We start from the raw sequence: 14422 nt of genomic DNA, 5'->3' as shown, positions 1-14422 counted from the left end.
CAGCTTTCTCCGGGTTGCGCCCGACCCGTCACGCCTTCGCCCTCCCGCAGACCATCGCGGGGTGGTGAGAACTCGGAAGGGCATTCCGCCTGACCGTGAACCCCGCCGCAGGGATTGCGGCGTCAGTCTGCCCATCCGGAGGATAGAATGGCTGATAAATCTGACCTGAGCTTCACAGGTCTTACCGACGAGCAGGCGCAGGAACTGCACTCGGTGTATATGAGCGGGCTTTGGCTGTTCACGGCCATCGCAGTCGTCGCCCATATCGCCACGTACATCTGGCGCCCGTGGTTCTGAGGAGGATCAAAACATGTCCAAATTCTACAAGATCTGGCTCATCTTCGATCCCCGTCGCGTCTTCGTCGCGCAGGGCGTCTTCCTGTTCCTGCTGGCTGCGATGATCCACCTGGTGGTTCTGAGCAACGGCATCAACTGGTTCCAGACCGCTGCCGCCGTCGGTGGCGCCGCACCCGCGGCAACCGAGTGACGCCGTAAGGCACCTTGCTGCGGGCGGGGGGCAGGACCCTTCGCCCGCGGCGACCCGAACGGGCAAATCCGACGGCCACCAAAGGACCGCCGGTCGCAACACAGCGGAGAGGGAAGCATGGCACTGCTCAGCTTCGAACGGAAATATCGCGTGCCGGGGGGCACGCTCATCGGCGGGAACCTGTTCGACTTCTGGGTCGGGCCGTTCTACGTCGGTTTCTTTGGCGTCACGACATTCTTCTTCGCGGCGCTTGGCACGATCCTGATCTTCTATGGCACGGCCATGGAAGGCGTCTGGAACCCGTGGCTGATTTCGATTGATCCCCCGCCCGTGGAATACGGGCTGGGTTTTGCGCCCCTGATGGAGGGGGGACTGTGGCAGCTGATCACGATCTGCGCCCATGGTGCCTTCATTTCCTGGGCGCTGCGTGAGGTGGAGATCTGTCGCAAGCTGGGGATGGGCTTTCACGTGCCTTTCGCCTTCGGCGTCGCGATCTTTGCCTATACGACACTCGTGGTCTTCCGGCCGCTGATGATGGGGGCATGGGGCTACGGCTTCCCCTATGGCATCTGGACGCACCTCGATTGGGTGTCGAACACGGGCTATACCTACGGCAACTTCCACTACAACCCTGCCCACATGATCGCGGTGTCGTTCTTCTTCACGAACGCGCTGGCGTTGTCGCTGCATGGGGCCCTGATCCTGTCCGCCGCCAATCCCGAGAAGGGCAAGGAGATGCGGACGCCGGATCACGAGGACACCTATTTCCGCGACCTGATCGGCTATTCGGTCGGCACGCTGGGCATCCACCGCCTCGGGCTTCTGCTGGCGCTGAACGCCGGCTTCTGGAGCGCGGTCTGCATCATCATCTCGGGCACGATCTGGTTCGACCAGTGGGTTGTCTGGTGGGATTGGTGGCTGCAACTGCCGTGGTGGGCCGACATCGCAGGAGGCGTAAATGGCTGAGTATCAGAACATCTTCACCCAGGTTCAGGTGCAGGCTGCCCCCGAAATGGGGATGGTGGAAGAAGTCGAACTGTCGAACCGCACCAAGGGGGCCTCTTTCTCGACCCTTGCGGGCTGGTTCGGAAATGCGCAGCTCGGGCCCGTCTATCTGGGCACCATGGGCGTGATCTCGCTGATGTCCGGCGCGGTCTGGTTTATGCTCTGCGGGGCGTGGTTCTGGTATCAGGCCGGGTTCAACCCGGCGGTCTTTCTGCGGGACCTGTTCTGGTTCTCGCTTGAGCCGCCGTCGTCTGAATACGGTCTGGGCTTCGCGCCCATCGCGGAGGGCGGTCTGTGGCTGATCGCGTCCTTCTTCCTGCTGATCTCGGTCCTGTCCTGGTGGGTGCGGACCTATCTGCGGGCGCAGGCTCTGGGCATGGGCAAGCATGTGAGCTGGGCCTTTGCCAGCGCGATCTGGCTGTTCCTGGTGCTGGGCCTGTTCCGCCCGATCCTGATGGGATCGTGGTCCGAGGCAGTGCCCTACGGCATCTTCACGCACCTCGACTGGACCAACAACTTCAGCCTGACCTATGGCAACCTGTTCTACAACCCGTTCCACGCGCTGAGCATCGTGTTCCTTTACGGCTCGGCCCTCTTGTTCGCGATGCACGGCGCCACCATTCTTGCGGTGTCGCGCTTCGGCGGGGACCGGGAACTGGAGCAGATCGCAGACCGGGGCACCGCATCGGAACGTGCGGCACTGTTCTGGCGCTGGACCATGGGCTTCAACGCGACGATGGAAGGTATTCACCGCTGGGCCTGGTGGTTTGCGGTGCTGGTGACGCTGACAGGCGGGATCGGCATCCTGATTACGGGGACGGTCGTGGACAACTGGTACGTCTGGGCACAGGACCACGGCTACGCGCCGCTGGATTGAGGGGGAAATGATGTCTGACAACGACTTCCTTCAGCAAAAGCCGGGTGCGGCGCTGCGGTCCTGGGCCTTGTACCAGATGATGGCCGGAGCGGGATGGGCGGCCTTGTTCGTCCTGTCCGTGGCGGCACTTCTGTTCGCGGTCTGGGGGATCGGCCTGCTTCTGCCGGAAGACAGCAAGCTGGCACCCGATCCCAATGCCTTCCTGATCACGGCCCCCGCCGTGACCGGGATCGCCTGATCCAAGCATGGGTCCGGGCGGAGCAAAGCCGCCCGACCCGCCATCATTCGGGCCAATTCGCCGGCCCGGATCCGGGGCGCAACCACAGCCCGGTTCCCTTCCTGTTGGCGACAGGGACCTGGTGCCGTGTAGGTTTCCCCTGCACGGCACTTTTTTCATCCCGGAAAGGGGTAAGCCATGACCACCATCGACAGCCGGACGCCGACCCTGGACCGTGTGGCGGGGCCTGCGGATTTGAAGGGGCTCTCGGATGCGGAGCTGGGACGGCTGGCCGGGGAGTTGCGGCGCGAGACGATTGAAGTGGTCAGCCGGACGGGCGGGCATCTGGGATCGTCGCTTGGGGTGGTGGAGCTGACGGTCGCCATCCATGCCGTCTTTGACACGCCGCGGGACAAGCTGATCTGGGATGTCGGGCATCAGTGCTATCCGCACAAGATTTTGACCGGGCGGCGGGAGCGGATGGCGACGCTGCGGCAGGGCGGGGGCGTTTCCGGATTTACCAAGCGGTCGGAGAGCGAATTCGACCCGTTCGGGGCGGCGCATTCCTCTACCTCCATCTCGGCGGCGCTGGGTTTTGCGGTGGGGCGCGAGATGGGGATGCCGGTGGGCGACACGATCGCGGTGATCGGCGACGGGGCGATCACGGCGGGCATGGCCTATGAGGCGATGAACCATGCGGGCCATCTGGGCAAGCGGCTGTTCGTGATCCTGAACGACAATGACATGAGCATCGCGCCGCCGGTGGGGGCTTTGTCGAAATACCTCAACGAGATTGCGGCGAAGGGGCCGCTGGCGCTGTTCAAGGCGGCGGCGGAGGAGTTCGAGAGCCATCTGCCGGGGCCGGTGCGGGATGGCGCCAGGCGGGCGCGGGCGCTGGTCACGGGGATGCCGGGCGGCGGGACGCTGTTCGAGGAGCTGGGCTTTTCCTATGTCGGCCCGATTGACGGGCATGACATGGGGCAGGTGCTGGCGACGCTGCGGGCGGCACGGGCGCGGGCGACGGGGCCGGTGCTGATCCATGCGGTGACGGTGAAGGGCAAGGGTTTTGCCCCTGCCGAGACGGCGGCGGACAAGTATCACGGCGTGTCGAAATTCGACCCGGAGACGGGGGAGCAGGCGAAGGCCAAGTCCAACGCGCCCTCCTATACCACGGTCTTCGGCAATGCCCTGACGGAAGAGGCGGCGCGCGATCCGCGGGTGGTGGCGATCACGGCGGCGATGCCTTCGGGGACGGGGCTGGACATCATGGCGCGGCGCTTCGCATCCCGCGTGTTTGACGTGGGGATTGCCGAGCAGCATGGGGTGACCATGGCGGCGGGGATGGCGGCGGCGGGGCTGAAGCCTGTCTGCGCGATCTATTCCACCTTCCTGCAACGTGGCTATGACCAGATCGTGCATGACGTGGCGTTGCAGGGCTTGCCGGTGCGCTTCGCCATCGACCGGGCGGGGCTGGTGGGGCAGGACGGGGCGACCCATGCGGGGGCCTTCGACATCGGATTTCTGGCCAATCTGCCGGGCTTTACCGTGATGGCGGCGGGGGATGAGGCGGAACTCGTCCACATGGTGGCCACGGCCATGGCGCATGACGAGGGACCCATCGCCTTCCGCTATCCGCGCGGCGAGGGGCTGGGTGTGGACCTGCCCGCGCGGGGCGTGCCGATCACCATCGGCAAGGGGCGGGTGCTGCGGGTGGGGTCGGATGCGGCGATCCTGTCCTATGGCGCGCATCTGGGCGAGGCACTGGCGGCGGCGGAGATGCTTGAGGCCGAGGGGATTTCGATCACCGTGGCCGATGCGCGCTTCGCCAAGCCGCTGGATACGGCGCTGATCGACCTGCTGGTCGAGGATCATCCCGCGCTGATCACGGTGGAGACGGGGGCGACGGGCGGCTTCGGCGCGCTGGTGCTGCACCATCTGGCCAATAGCGGCGGGCTGGAGAAGGGGCGGGCGATCCGGACCATGACCCTGCCCGACCGGTTCATCGACCAGGCGAGCCCGGCGCAGATGTATGACTGGGCGGGCCTGTCGGCGAAGGACATCGCGGCGATGGTGCGGCAGGCGACCGGGCGGCGCGCGGCGGCGCGGCCGGGGCTGCGTCTGGTCTGAGTTCGGGGGGGATGGGCGGGATCGCCCATCCTACGCGGGCGGCCTGTGGCGTAGGATGGGCAATGCTGCCCATCCTGCCCGTTCAGGCATGGCCGACGGTCTGGCGCTGTTCGCCGAGCCCTTCGATGCCGAGGCGCATCACCTCGCCGCCCTTGAGGTAGATCGGATCGGGCTTCTGGCCCATGCCGACGCCGGGCGGGGTGCCGGTGGAGATCACGTCGCCGGGATGCAGGGTCATGAACTGGCTGACGTAATGCACCAGATGCCGCACGCCGAAGACCATCGTCCGGGTGGAGCCGTTCTGATAGCGGTGGCCGTCCACCTCGAGCCACATGGAGAGGTTCTGGGGATCGGCCACTTCATCCGTGGTGACCAGCCAGGGGCCGAGGGGACCGAAGGTGTCGCAGCCCTTGCCCTTGTCCCAGGTGCCGCCGCGTTCGATCTGGAATTCGCGTTCCGAGACGTCATTGATGACGCAATAGCCCGCGACGTGATCCATCGCCTCGGCTTCTGTCACGTAGGAGGCGCGCTTGCCGATGACCACGCCCAGCTCCACCTCCCAGTCGGTCTTTTTCGAGCCGCGGGGGATGAGCACATCGTCATTCGGGCCGATGATGGCCGAGTTGGCCTTGAGGAAGATCACCGGTTCCTTCGGCACGGGCAGATTCGATTCCGCCGCGTGATCGGCATAGTTCAGGCCGATGCAGATGAACTTGCCCACCCGTCCGACGCAGGGGCCGATGCGGGCATCGGCGGGCAGTTCGGGCAGGGTGGCGAGGTCAAGGCTGCGGAGGCGGGCCAGGCCTTCGGGGGTGAGCGTCTCGCCCGCGATATCGGGCACGATGCCCTGAAGGCTGCGGATGCGGCCTGCGGCATCGACAATGGCCGGCACTTCGGCCCCGGGTTGACCTACGCGCAACAGTTTCATCCGTTCCTCCCTTTTCGGCGCGGGCAGGGAACCCCGGTTGCGCCGGATTTGCAAGGGGCCTCGGCACGCCGGTTGCCGCGTCGCAAAGCGTTGCTGCGCTGCGACAAGGCGCAAACGGTTCGCAGCCTTCGGACCTTTGGCCCGTTGCCCCCCCGGGTGAAGTATGGCAGAGAAGTTTACGAATTAGACCAGACGCATGAGTTCAGGACGATGAGTGACTTCGCGACCCGGCGGGTGATGATGGTGGACACGCAAGTGCGCCCGTCCGACGTGACCAAGTTTCCGATCATCGAGGCGATGCTGACGGTTCCGCGCGAGGTTTTCGTGCCTCAGGCGAAGCGCGAGGCGGCCTATGTGGGCGAGAATCTGGACATCGGCGCGGGCCGGGTGGTGCTGGAGGCGCGGACGCTGGCCAAGATGCTGGACGCGCTGGATGTGCAACCGACGGAGCTGGTGCTCGATCTGGGCTGCGGCTTCGGCTATTCGACGGCGGTGATCGCGCGTCTGGCCGATGCCGTGGTCGCGGTGGAAGAGGATGAGGCGCTGGCCGCCGAGGCGCAGCGCAGCCTGTCGGCGGAAGGCGTGGACAATGCCGCTGTCGTCGTCGGGTCGCTGGCGGCGGGCGATGCGCGCCATGCGCCCTTTGACGTGATCACCATTCAGGGCGGGGTTGAGGTGGTGCCGCAGGCGATCCTTGATCAGCTCAAGGAAGGCGGGCGGATCGGTGCCGTCTTCATGGAGGGCGCGCTGGGCGTGGCGCGGGTGGGATACAAGATCGACGGCGCGGTGACCTGGCGCCAGGTGTTCAATGCGGCGGCGCCGGTTCTTCCGGGTTTTGCCGCGGCACGCGGATTTGTTCTGTGACGTGACGGTTGTTGCCCCGCAGGGTTTGGCGCGGGGAAGACGTGAGGCGCGGGCCGGTTTGCGGCACGCCACTGAAGAGGCAGGGTATATGATGCGCAGATTCCTTTCGGCAGTGGCGGTTTCCGTCCTCGGACTGGGTGCGGGGGGCGTGCAGGCAGAGACGCTCGCCGATGCGCTGGTCTCGGCCTACAAGAATTCCAAGCTGCTGGATCAGAACGAGGCGCTGCTGCGCGCGGCGGATGAGGATGTGGCGCAGGCGGTGGCGGCGCTGCGCCCGGTGATCAACTTCGTCGCAGAGGCGCAGGCGACCGATACGGACCCCGATACGGTAGGGTCCGATGACTTGCAGACGACCTTCACGCTGGCGGCGCAATGGACGGTGTTCGATTTCGGGCGCAACCGCGCCGGGATCGAGATCGCCAAGGAGACGGTGCTGGCGACGCGCGAGGCGCTGAAGGATCTGGAGGCGCAGGTTCTGCTTTCGGCGGTGAGCGCCTTTGTGGATGTGCGCTTGCAGGCGGAGATCGTGTCGCTGCGGCAGAACAACGTCCGGCTGATCACGCAGGAACTGCGCGCGGCGCAGGACCGGTTCGAGGTGGGCGAGGTGACGCGCACGGATGTGGCCATCGCCGAGGCGCGTCTGGCTGCGGCGCGGTCGGGCCTGGCGGCGGCGCAGGGCGATTTCGCGGTGGCGCGGGAGCGGTATCGGGCGGTGACCGGGGCCTATCCGGGCAATCTGGCGGGCCTGCCGCGGCTGCCGAAGACCGCCGGATCGCTGGACGAGGCGCGGATGATCGCGCTGCGGACCCATCCGGATATCCTGCAGGCGCAGCGTCAGGTGACGATCTCGGAACTGGGGGTCGAGGCGACGCGGGCCGAAATGCGGCCGTCGATCAACCTGGAAGCCGGGATCGCCGAGAATATCGACACCGACACGCGGCGCGACAGCGTTTCGCTGTCGTTCAACCAGACGATTTATGCGGGCGGCGCGCTGTCTTCGGCGCATCGCGCGGCGCTGGCCAACAAGGAGGCCGCGCAGGCCGGGCTGTTGCAGGCGACGATCACCGTTGGCGAGAATGTGGGCAATGCCTGGTCGGCGCTGGAAGTGGCGGCGGCCTCGATCCAGGCGGGCACGCTTCAGGTGGAGGCTGCGCAGACGGCCTTTGAAGGGGTGCGCGAGGAAGCCACGCTGGGGGCGCGGACGACGCTGGATGTGCTGAACGCCGAACAGGAATTGCTGGACGCGCGGGCGACCAAGTTGCAGGCCGAGGCGCAGCGCTATATCGGCGTCTATAACCTGTTGTCCACGATGGGCCTTCTGTCGGTGGAGCATCTGGGGCTGGGCGTGCCGACCTATGATCCGGCGCTCTATTACAACGCCGTGAAGAACGCGCCGATCACCAGCCCGCAGGGCAAGAAGCTTCAGCGCATCCTCGACAAGATCGGCGACTGATCCTTTGGCAGGAACGCCACGGCCGGGCGGCGCTGCGGTGCCGCCCGTTGCCTTTCCTTGATATCGCCACTGTTGTGGGCGATAGAATCGCATCCACGCATTGCGCATCCGAGAGGTCTGCACCGAAATGTCCGAACGGTTGAGTTCCGTCGAGATCGAGGATGTCCTGTCCTCCATCCGCCGTCTGGTTTCGGAGGATTTGCGTCCCGGCGCCAAGCCGGCGGCCGAAGTGGCCCCCCCCGCGGCGGCCCCTGTGGCGGCACCCGTGGCCGCGCCTGCGGCAGAGGCCGAGAAGCTTATCCTGACGCCTGCGCTGCGGATCGGGCCGGAGGCGGAGGCCCCGGTCGCGGCCCCGCAACCGGAGGCGGCGATGCCGTCCTTCCAGTCGGTGCGGCAGGGGCGGGGGGCATCGGTCGTGGACCGTGTGACCCGCGCCATGCCGGAGGAGGAATGGGAGCCGGTGGGCGAGGCGGTGGTGCCGTCGCGGTCAGACTGGGCGACGGAGGCGGAGGCTGCGGTGGAAGCTGCGGGCGAGGCCTGGTCGGAGGCGCCTGTGGCCCCGGTGGAACAGCCTGCCGATCCGGTGATCGAGGCAGCGGCGGAGGCGCCACTGCCCGAGGTGCTGGAGGGCGAGATCGAGATCGTCGAGGCGGTGGTGTCCGAGGACTGGCCCGCCGCCGATGCGCCGGAGGCGAATTGGGCGGCGCCGGGCGAATCCGCGCCGATGGAGGCCGAGCAGCCGGATGATCCGGGTTGGTCGGATGTGGAGCCGATGGTGATCGACCGTCCTGCGGCCGCGGAGGCGACGGAGGAGGAGCTGCGTGGCGAGGAGGGGCTGGCGATGCCGCATCCGCAGGACCCGACGGATCTGGGCGGGCCTGTGCCTGCCGACATGGCGGGCGAGAGCCCTGCCGCGATGCCGGACTGGGCGCGGATGGAAGCGGAGGCCGAGGAGGTGGTGACGGCGGAGCCGGTGGCCGCGCCTTCTGCCACCCCCCGCGCCGATGCGGGCTGGGCCGATGCCGCCGAGGCGGAGATCCGGCGCGAACTGGAGGAAGAGGCGACGGCGACGGTCTTTGCCCGGTTCGAGGAGGATGACCACGACGACCGCCATTTCGACGAGGAGATGCTGCGCGATCTGGTGCGCGACATCATCCGCGAGGAATTGCAGGGGGCGCTGGGCGAGCGGATCACGCGCAATGTGCGCAAGCTGGTGCGGGCCGAGATCGCACGTGCGCTGGCGGTGCGGGATTTCGAATAGGCCGTGGGGCCAGCAGGGAAAAGCAAAACGCGCCCCGAGGGGCGCGTTTTCGTTTCCGGCCCCCTGCGGGGCCCGGGGCAAGGCGCGGGGGATCAGGCCGCTTCGGCCTGTTCCGCCTCAAGCGCGTGGCGGCGTTCGGATTCCTCGCGCGAGAGCGCGACGGAGGTGCGGACACCCTTGGCCACGAAATCCATCAGGCCTTTCACGACCCGCTCGTTCGGGTCGATCCCGGCGCAGGACAGAACCTCGCGCCCGTCGCGCGACCGCGCCCAACGGGCGATCTGTTCCGGGCCGTTCCCGTATTTCTTGTCATCTGCGATCGCATCATCGAGCGCAGCGAGAACCACGGCAGCGAAGAGCTTGCGCGCCCGCTGACCCTGTTCGTAATTGAAGGCGGTGCCATCAACGAAATCGACCATCTCGTCGTTGTCCTGTTCTTGTCTTTTCTGGCGTCCGGCGAATATGACCGTTTGGTCACGATTCGGTATTGTCCTTTTAGCAGGTCAGGCATGCATGTGGTGCATTACTTTCCTGTATCCATACAATATATCGTCGGATCAGCGGTGAACTGTCCGCTGGATATAGGCAGAGTTCATAATTCTTCAACGCATTTCCGCCTTTTTCCCGTCACGTCACGGTGACCATGGCAAAGGTCATGCCAAGTCGTCGGGGTCCAGCGTGATTGTGGCGGTTCCGGCCTGCATCGGGCCGGTGGCACGGTCCAGCCGCAGATGGGCGAGGGCGCGGTCGCCCGACCGGGTGAAGAGGGTTCCGACAGCGCGATCCTCGGCGGTGATCGGGCTGCCGAAGGGGGCATCGCCGGTGATGCGGATGCGGGCAAGGCCTTTGCGCAATTCGGTCTTGTGCTTCATCCTTGCGGTGACTTCCTGACCGACATAGCAGCCCTTGCGGAAATCGACGCCATGGAGGCGTTCGAACCCGGCTTCGAGGATGTAGCTGTCATCGGGGATGAGTTCGCGGCCCGCCTCGGGGATGACATGGGCGACGCGGATCGCGTCCCAGTCGATCTGCGGCGTCTGGCCGGGGGTGGGGGTGTAGAGCCGCCAGCCGAGGGCCGGGTGGCGGGGATCGGCGAAGGCGCCGTCGGGGGCGGGGCCGAGGCCGCGCTGGACATGGAGGGGGGAGGGTGTCAGGCGGACATCGGCGCGCAGGCGGTAGAGGGTGAGGCGGCGCAGGGTCGCGTCGGCCAGCGCTTCGGGCAGGTCGAGGAGGAGGGTTCCGTCGGGCAGGCGGGCGATCAGGAAATCGGCCAGATACTTGCCCTGCGGGGTGAGGAGGGCGGCCCAGACGAGGCCGGGGCCTTTCTCCAGCGGGCGGACATCGTTGGAGACGAGGCCCTGAAGGAAATGCAGCGCATCGGCCCCTTCGAGGGTGATGATTCTGCGGTCGGTGGCCTCTTCCCCATGCATCTGCGGTATCCTTTCGGCGGCCAAGATAGGGGTCAGTCCTTGAACTGCAAGGCGTGCAGGCCCGCATAGAGGCCGCCTTGCGCGATCAGGTCATCATGGCGGCCCTGTTCCACGACGCGGCCCTTGTCGAGGACGAGGATATGGTCGGCCTCGCGCACGGTAGAGAGGCGGTGGGCGATGACCAGCGTGGTGCGGCCCTTGGCGAGGCGGGCGAGCGCGTCGGCCACGGCAGCCTCGGACCGGCTGTCGAGGGCGGAGGTGGCCTCGTCCAGGAGCAGGACGGGGGCGTCGGCGACGAGGGCGCGGGCGATGGCGATGCGCTGGCGCTGGCCGCCTGAGAGGGCAGAGCCGCGCGGGCCTGCGGGGGCGTCGAGCCCGCCGGGCAGGGTGGCGAGGAGGTCGGAGAGTTGCGCGGCCTCGGTGACCTGGGTCAAGCGGTCGGCGGGGATGCCGGGGCGGCCGAGAAGGATGTTGTCGCGCAGGGATTCGTCGAAGAGTGCTGTGTCCTGCGAGACGGTGGCGAAGAGGGCGCGCTGATCGGGGAGGGAAAGGGTGGTGGCGGGGCGGCCGTCGATGAGGATTTCCCCGTCATCGGGTTCGGCCAGCGCGGTGAGCAGGTGGAAGATCGTGGATTTGCCCGCGCCGGAGGGGCCGACGATGGCGGTCATCCGGCCCGGCCGGGCGGTGAAGGAGAGGCCGTTCAGGACCGGGACGCCCGGATAGGCGAAATGCACGTCGCGGAATTCGAGGCCGGGGCTGGTGGTTGTGGCGGGAAGGGGGGAGGCGGCGGGGCGGCGTTCCTCGGTATCGGTGTCGAGCAGGCGGAAGATGCGTTCGAGCGAGGCAGCGGCGATCTGCCAGGTGCCCGCGACCTCTCCCAGCCGGCGGATCGGCTGGAAGGTGAGCGTCATGGCGGTGAAGAAGGACATGAATTCACCCACCGTGCGGTCGCCCGACGCCACCTCGCGCCCGCCGAGCATGAGGACGGCGAAGAAGCCGATGCCGGTGACGATGTCGATCATGGCGGGCATGGTCTGGGCCGCGACGATGGATTTGGAATAGGCGCGGTTGAGGGCGCGGACGGTGGTGAGGAAGCGGCCTGATTGGTAGGCCTCAAGCCGGTTCAGCTTGATCGCGTTGATGCCGTGGAAGATCTCGTCCAGCCGGGTGGAGCGGGCGGCGGTCGCCTCGCGCAGTTGCACGGATTTGCGGCGCAGATAGCGTTGCAGGATCACGGCGGGCAGGATGAGGAGCGGCGCGCCGATGAGGGCGGCCAGTGTCCATTGCGGGTCGATGGCGATGGCGACGGCGAAAAGGCCGATGAGGGCGACGATGTCGCGGCCGGCCGAGACGATGACGGTCTGCCAGATGCCCTGGACGGCGGTGGTGTCGCCCTGCACCCGATCCATCAGCGCGCCGGGGGGGTGGTTCTGGAAGAAGCTGCCCGACTGGCGCAGGATATGGGCCAGCATGTCCACCTGCATGGCCGAGGCGATGCGGACCGAGACGATGGTGAGGAGCGAGCGCGAGACGATGGTGGTGATCGCGCGCAGCACGAAGAGGCCGAGGATGGCGAGGCCGACCCAGAGGATATCGCCTTCGCCTTCGGGGCCGAAGACGCGGTCGAACAGGGGTTCGATCATCCAGGAGAGGAGGCCGAGCGTGCTGCCCTCGATCGCCATCACGAGGAAGGCTGCGATCATCAGCCAGAGATGCGGGCGCAGATAGCCCTGCCAGAGCCTGCGGAAGAGCGGGCGGGAGGCATAGGCGGGGTCGCCGTCTCCGGTCCGGTCGATGGGCTGTGTCTGGTGGGGTTCGCGCAAGCGGCTGGGCCTTTGGCTGCGGCCCTGCCAGCGGGGCCCTTGGGGGATGTGACTAGCGCGAATGGGGCGGGGCGGCAAGCGGTGGGACTGGGCGGGGCAGCTTGGTTGACCTTCCCCGGCGGCAGGCATAGCCATGGAGTGTTTCCCGAAGGAGAGAGCGATGACCCTGTCGAATGGCCGCCCCTATCTTGCGATCCCCGGCCCTTCGGTGATGCCGGACCGGGTGCTGGCGGCGATGCATCGGGCGGCGCCCAATATCTATGAGGGGCGGCTGCCCGAGATGGTGGAGACGCTTTGGCCCGATCTGCGGCGGGTGGCGGGGACGGTGCAGAATGTGGCGCTGTATATCGCCAATGGCCATGGCGTGTGGGAAGCGGCGAACATGAACCTGTTTTCGCGCGGGGACCGGGCGCTGGTTCTGGCGACGGGGCGGTTCGGGCTGTCCTGGGCCGAGTCGGTGCGGGCGCTTGGGGTCGAGGTTGAGGTGCTGGATTTCGGCAAGTCCTCGCCCGTCGATTTCGCGCGGGTGGAGGCGGCGCTGCGGGCGGATGGCGGGCATCGGTTCAAGGCGGTGCTGACGACGCATGTGGATACGGCCAGCACGGTGCGGACGGATATCCCGGCCCTGCGGGCGGTGATGGATGCGGTGGGGCACCCCGCGCTGCTGGCGGTGGATTGCATCGCCTCGCTGGCCTGTGACGCATTCCGCATGGATGACTGGGGCGTGGATGTGATGGTGGCGGCCAGCCAGAAGGGGCTGATGGTGCCGCCGGGGATCGGCTTCGTCTGGTTTTCCGAGAAGGCGCGGGAGCGGTGCCGGGTGTCGGACCTGCGGACGCCCTATTGGGATTGGACGCCGCGCGCCGATGCGGGCGAGTTCTGGCAATACTGGAACGGCACCGCGCCGACGCATCACCTGTTCGGCCTGCGCGAAAGCCTGACGATGATCCTGGATGAAGAGGGGCTGGAGGCGGTCTGGGCGCGGCATGAGGTGCTGGCGCGGGCGGTCTGGGCGGCGTTTGACTGCTGGTCGGCGGGCAATCCGGCGATCGGGCTGAACGTGGCGGAGCCTGTGCATCGGGGCCGGTCGGTCACGGCGGCGCGGATGGGCGCGCCCCATGCGACGCGGCTGCGGGAATGGACGGAACACAAGGCGGGCGTGACGCTGGGGATCGGGCTGGGGATGGCCCCGGCCACGGACCCGGCCTATCACGGCTTCCTGCGGGTGGCGCATATGGGGCATGTGAATGCCCATATGACCCTTGGCGCGCTGGCGGTGATGGAGGCGGGGATGGTGAGCCTGGGCATCCCCTTCGGCCCCGGCGGCCTTGCCGCGGCGGCGGAGGTGGTGGGGAAGGCGGTCGTCTGACCGCCTTTGCCGGCCGCCTTGGTCAGCCGCCGTTCTTTGCCAGCCAGTCCTGCATCCAGGTGATTTCGGCCTCTTGTGCGGCAATGATCTCGGTGGCGAGTTTCTTCACCTCGGGGTCGGTGCCGTGGTCCAGCACGATGCGGGCCATGTCGATGGCGCCCTGATGGTGGGCGATCATGCCACGGATGAAGTCGATATCGGCATTGCCGGTGAAGGGGATGTCCATGCCGCTGTGCATGCGGGCATTCGCCTCGCGGAAGGCGGTGGTGGCGGGGCTGTCGGTGCCCATGCCATGGGCCGCATGGTCGGACCCCATGTCATGGCCGGAATGATCGGTCGTCTGGGCCGCGAGCGGCGCGGCGAGGGTCAGGGCCAGGAGTGCGGCGAGGGGGAAATGGCGGGTCATGGCATCCTCTGGAATTCGTGAGAGAAACGATGTGTCGAGGCTTCCCCCTGCTGGAAGGCAAGACACGGCGCTGTGACTTTTCGCGGGCTGCCCCGCTGCGGGCGGAATGCTGCCCGGCCGGGCAGCGCGCACCGGCGCCCTGCGCGGGCGCACAGGGTTGCGGCGGCTGGACCCT

Annotated in this window: 15 protein-coding genes; 10 read left to right on the top strand and 5 right to left on the bottom strand. The window is 67.2% G+C overall.

All coding sequences use genetic code 11. The features are described 5' to 3' along the window. Positions 1–147: 147 nt before the first annotated feature. The 6 genes from pufB to dxs all read left to right on the top strand — a co-directional run bounded on the left by pufB (position 148) and on the right by dxs (position 4713). The gene (pufB, locus tag C0V75_RS10590) at positions 148–297 is read left to right on the top strand and encodes a light-harvesting antenna LH1, beta subunit (protein ID WP_101920918.1); all 150 of its coding nucleotides are present in this window, start codon (positions 148–150) and stop codon (positions 295–297) included. A 13-nt stretch (positions 298–310) separates the two neighbouring features. Further along, positions 311–487, top strand: a complete 177-nt coding sequence (gene pufA, locus C0V75_RS10585; protein ID WP_101920917.1) for a light-harvesting antenna LH1, alpha subunit — start codon at positions 311–313, stop codon at positions 485–487. Between the two features lie 117 nt (positions 488–604). Then, positions 605–1453: a photosynthetic reaction center subunit L gene (gene pufL, locus C0V75_RS10580; protein ID WP_101920916.1), complete on the top strand. Its 849-nt coding sequence runs from the start codon at positions 605–607 to the stop codon at positions 1451–1453. After that, positions 1446–2369: a photosynthetic reaction center subunit M gene (pufM, locus tag C0V75_RS10575; protein WP_101920915.1), complete on the top strand. Its 924-nt coding sequence runs from the start codon at positions 1446–1448 to the stop codon at positions 2367–2369. The genes pufL and pufM overlap by 8 nt, the downstream gene beginning before the upstream one ends. A 10-nt stretch (positions 2370–2379) precedes the next feature. Then, positions 2380–2607 (top strand): RC-LH1 core complex protein PufX, encoded by a 228-nt coding sequence (pufX, locus tag C0V75_RS10570; protein WP_101921275.1) that lies wholly within the window; start codon positions 2380–2382, stop codon positions 2605–2607. A 177-nt stretch (positions 2608–2784) separates the two neighbouring features. Beyond that, a complete protein-coding gene (gene dxs, locus C0V75_RS10565) occupies positions 2785–4713 on the top strand; it encodes a 1-deoxy-D-xylulose-5-phosphate synthase (RefSeq protein ID WP_101920914.1) in 1929 nt (642 codons plus the stop codon). A gap of 82 nt (positions 4714–4795) precedes the next feature. On the opposite strand, the gene C0V75_RS10560 is transcribed toward dxs, so the two are convergent. Then, entirely contained in the window at positions 4796–5641 is an 846-nt protein-coding gene (locus C0V75_RS10560; RefSeq protein WP_101920913.1) for a fumarylacetoacetate hydrolase family protein, read from the bottom strand. A 210-nt stretch (positions 5642–5851) separates the two neighbouring features. Here C0V75_RS10560 and C0V75_RS10555 point away from each other — a divergent pair, with 210 nt between their 5' ends. The 3 genes from C0V75_RS10555 to C0V75_RS24070 all read left to right on the top strand — a co-directional run bounded on the left by C0V75_RS10555 (position 5852) and on the right by C0V75_RS24070 (position 9219). After that, entirely contained in the window at positions 5852–6505 is a 654-nt protein-coding gene (locus tag C0V75_RS10555; RefSeq protein ID WP_101920912.1) for a protein-L-isoaspartate O-methyltransferase, read from the top strand. Between the two features lie 91 nt (positions 6506–6596). Beyond that, positions 6597–7958, top strand: a complete 1362-nt coding sequence (locus tag C0V75_RS10550) for a TolC family outer membrane protein (protein ID WP_101921274.1) — start codon at positions 6597–6599, stop codon at positions 7956–7958. Positions 7959–8085: 127 nt separating this feature from the next. After that, positions 8086–9219, top strand: a complete 1134-nt coding sequence (locus C0V75_RS24070) for a hypothetical protein (RefSeq protein WP_101920911.1) — start codon at positions 8086–8088, stop codon at positions 9217–9219. Positions 9220–9311: 92 nt separating this feature from the next. On the opposite strand, the gene C0V75_RS10540 is transcribed toward C0V75_RS24070, so the two are convergent. The 3 genes from C0V75_RS10540 to C0V75_RS10530 all read right to left on the bottom strand — a co-directional run bounded on the left by C0V75_RS10540 (position 9312) and on the right by C0V75_RS10530 (position 12445). Then, positions 9312–9638 carry a DUF6280 family protein gene (locus tag C0V75_RS10540; RefSeq protein ID WP_101920910.1) on the bottom strand — a complete coding sequence of 109 codons (327 nt, stop codon included), beginning with the start codon at positions 9636–9638 and terminating at the stop codon, positions 9312–9314. 234 nt (positions 9639–9872) lie between these two features. Then, positions 9873–10649 (bottom strand): folate-binding protein YgfZ, encoded by a 777-nt coding sequence (locus C0V75_RS10535; protein ID WP_101920909.1) that lies wholly within the window; start codon positions 10647–10649, stop codon positions 9873–9875. 32 nt (positions 10650–10681) lie between these two features. Further along, positions 10682–12445, bottom strand: a complete 1764-nt coding sequence (locus tag C0V75_RS10530) for an ABC transporter ATP-binding protein (protein WP_371410683.1) — start codon at positions 12443–12445, stop codon at positions 10682–10684. Positions 12446–12632: 187 nt separating this feature from the next. Here C0V75_RS10530 and C0V75_RS10525 point away from each other — a divergent pair, with 187 nt between their 5' ends. Beyond that, positions 12633–13841 (top strand): alanine--glyoxylate aminotransferase family protein, encoded by a 1209-nt coding sequence (locus tag C0V75_RS10525; RefSeq protein WP_101920907.1) that lies wholly within the window; start codon positions 12633–12635, stop codon positions 13839–13841. 22 nt (positions 13842–13863) lie between these two features. Here C0V75_RS10525 and C0V75_RS10520 read toward each other — a convergent pair whose 3' ends face one another. Then, positions 13864–14247 (bottom strand): DUF305 domain-containing protein, encoded by a 384-nt coding sequence (locus tag C0V75_RS10520; RefSeq protein WP_101920906.1) that lies wholly within the window; start codon positions 14245–14247, stop codon positions 13864–13866. Positions 14248–14422 lie beyond the last annotated feature (175 nt).

It is taken from the genome of Tabrizicola sp. TH137 (assembly GCF_002855575.1).
Taxonomy (GTDB): Bacteria; Pseudomonadota; Alphaproteobacteria; order Rhodobacterales; family Rhodobacteraceae; genus Paragemmobacter.
The sequence above is the reverse complement of the archived record's forward strand: the minus strand, read 5'-3'. Positions and strand labels throughout refer to the sequence as shown.

Excerpts from the sequence above, each read along its gene's own strand:
- pufB (WP_101920918.1), top strand. The coding sequence starts at position 148 with ATGGCTGATAAATCTGACCTGAGCTTCACAGGTCTTACCGACGAGCAG.
- C0V75_RS10535 (WP_101920909.1), bottom strand. The coding sequence starts at position 10,649 with ATGCATGGGGAAGAGGCCACCGACCGCAGAATCATCACCCTCGAAGGG.
- C0V75_RS10540 (WP_101920910.1), bottom strand. The coding sequence starts at position 9,638 with ATGGTCGATTTCGTTGATGGCACCGCCTTCAATTACGAACAGGGTCAG.
- pufX (WP_101921275.1), top strand. The coding sequence starts at position 2,380 with ATGTCTGACAACGACTTCCTTCAGCAAAAGCCGGGTGCGGCGCTGCGG.
- C0V75_RS10550 (WP_101921274.1), top strand. The coding sequence starts at position 6,597 with ATGCGCAGATTCCTTTCGGCAGTGGCGGTTTCCGTCCTCGGACTGGGT.
- C0V75_RS10525 (WP_101920907.1), top strand. The coding sequence starts at position 12,633 with ATGACCCTGTCGAATGGCCGCCCCTATCTTGCGATCCCCGGCCCTTCG.
- pufL (WP_101920916.1), top strand. The coding sequence starts at position 605 with ATGGCACTGCTCAGCTTCGAACGGAAATATCGCGTGCCGGGGGGCACG.
- dxs (WP_101920914.1), top strand. The coding sequence starts at position 2,785 with ATGACCACCATCGACAGCCGGACGCCGACCCTGGACCGTGTGGCGGGG.
- C0V75_RS24070 (WP_101920911.1), top strand. The coding sequence starts at position 8,086 with ATGTCCGAACGGTTGAGTTCCGTCGAGATCGAGGATGTCCTGTCCTCC.
- pufM (WP_101920915.1), top strand. The coding sequence starts at position 1,446 with ATGGCTGAGTATCAGAACATCTTCACCCAGGTTCAGGTGCAGGCTGCC.
- C0V75_RS10560 (WP_101920913.1), bottom strand. The coding sequence starts at position 5,641 with ATGAAACTGTTGCGCGTAGGTCAACCCGGGGCCGAAGTGCCGGCCATT.
- C0V75_RS10555 (WP_101920912.1), top strand. The coding sequence starts at position 5,852 with ATGAGTGACTTCGCGACCCGGCGGGTGATGATGGTGGACACGCAAGTG.
- C0V75_RS10520 (WP_101920906.1), bottom strand. The coding sequence starts at position 14,247 with ATGACCCGCCATTTCCCCCTCGCCGCACTCCTGGCCCTGACCCTCGCC.
- pufA (WP_101920917.1), top strand. The coding sequence starts at position 311 with ATGTCCAAATTCTACAAGATCTGGCTCATCTTCGATCCCCGTCGCGTC.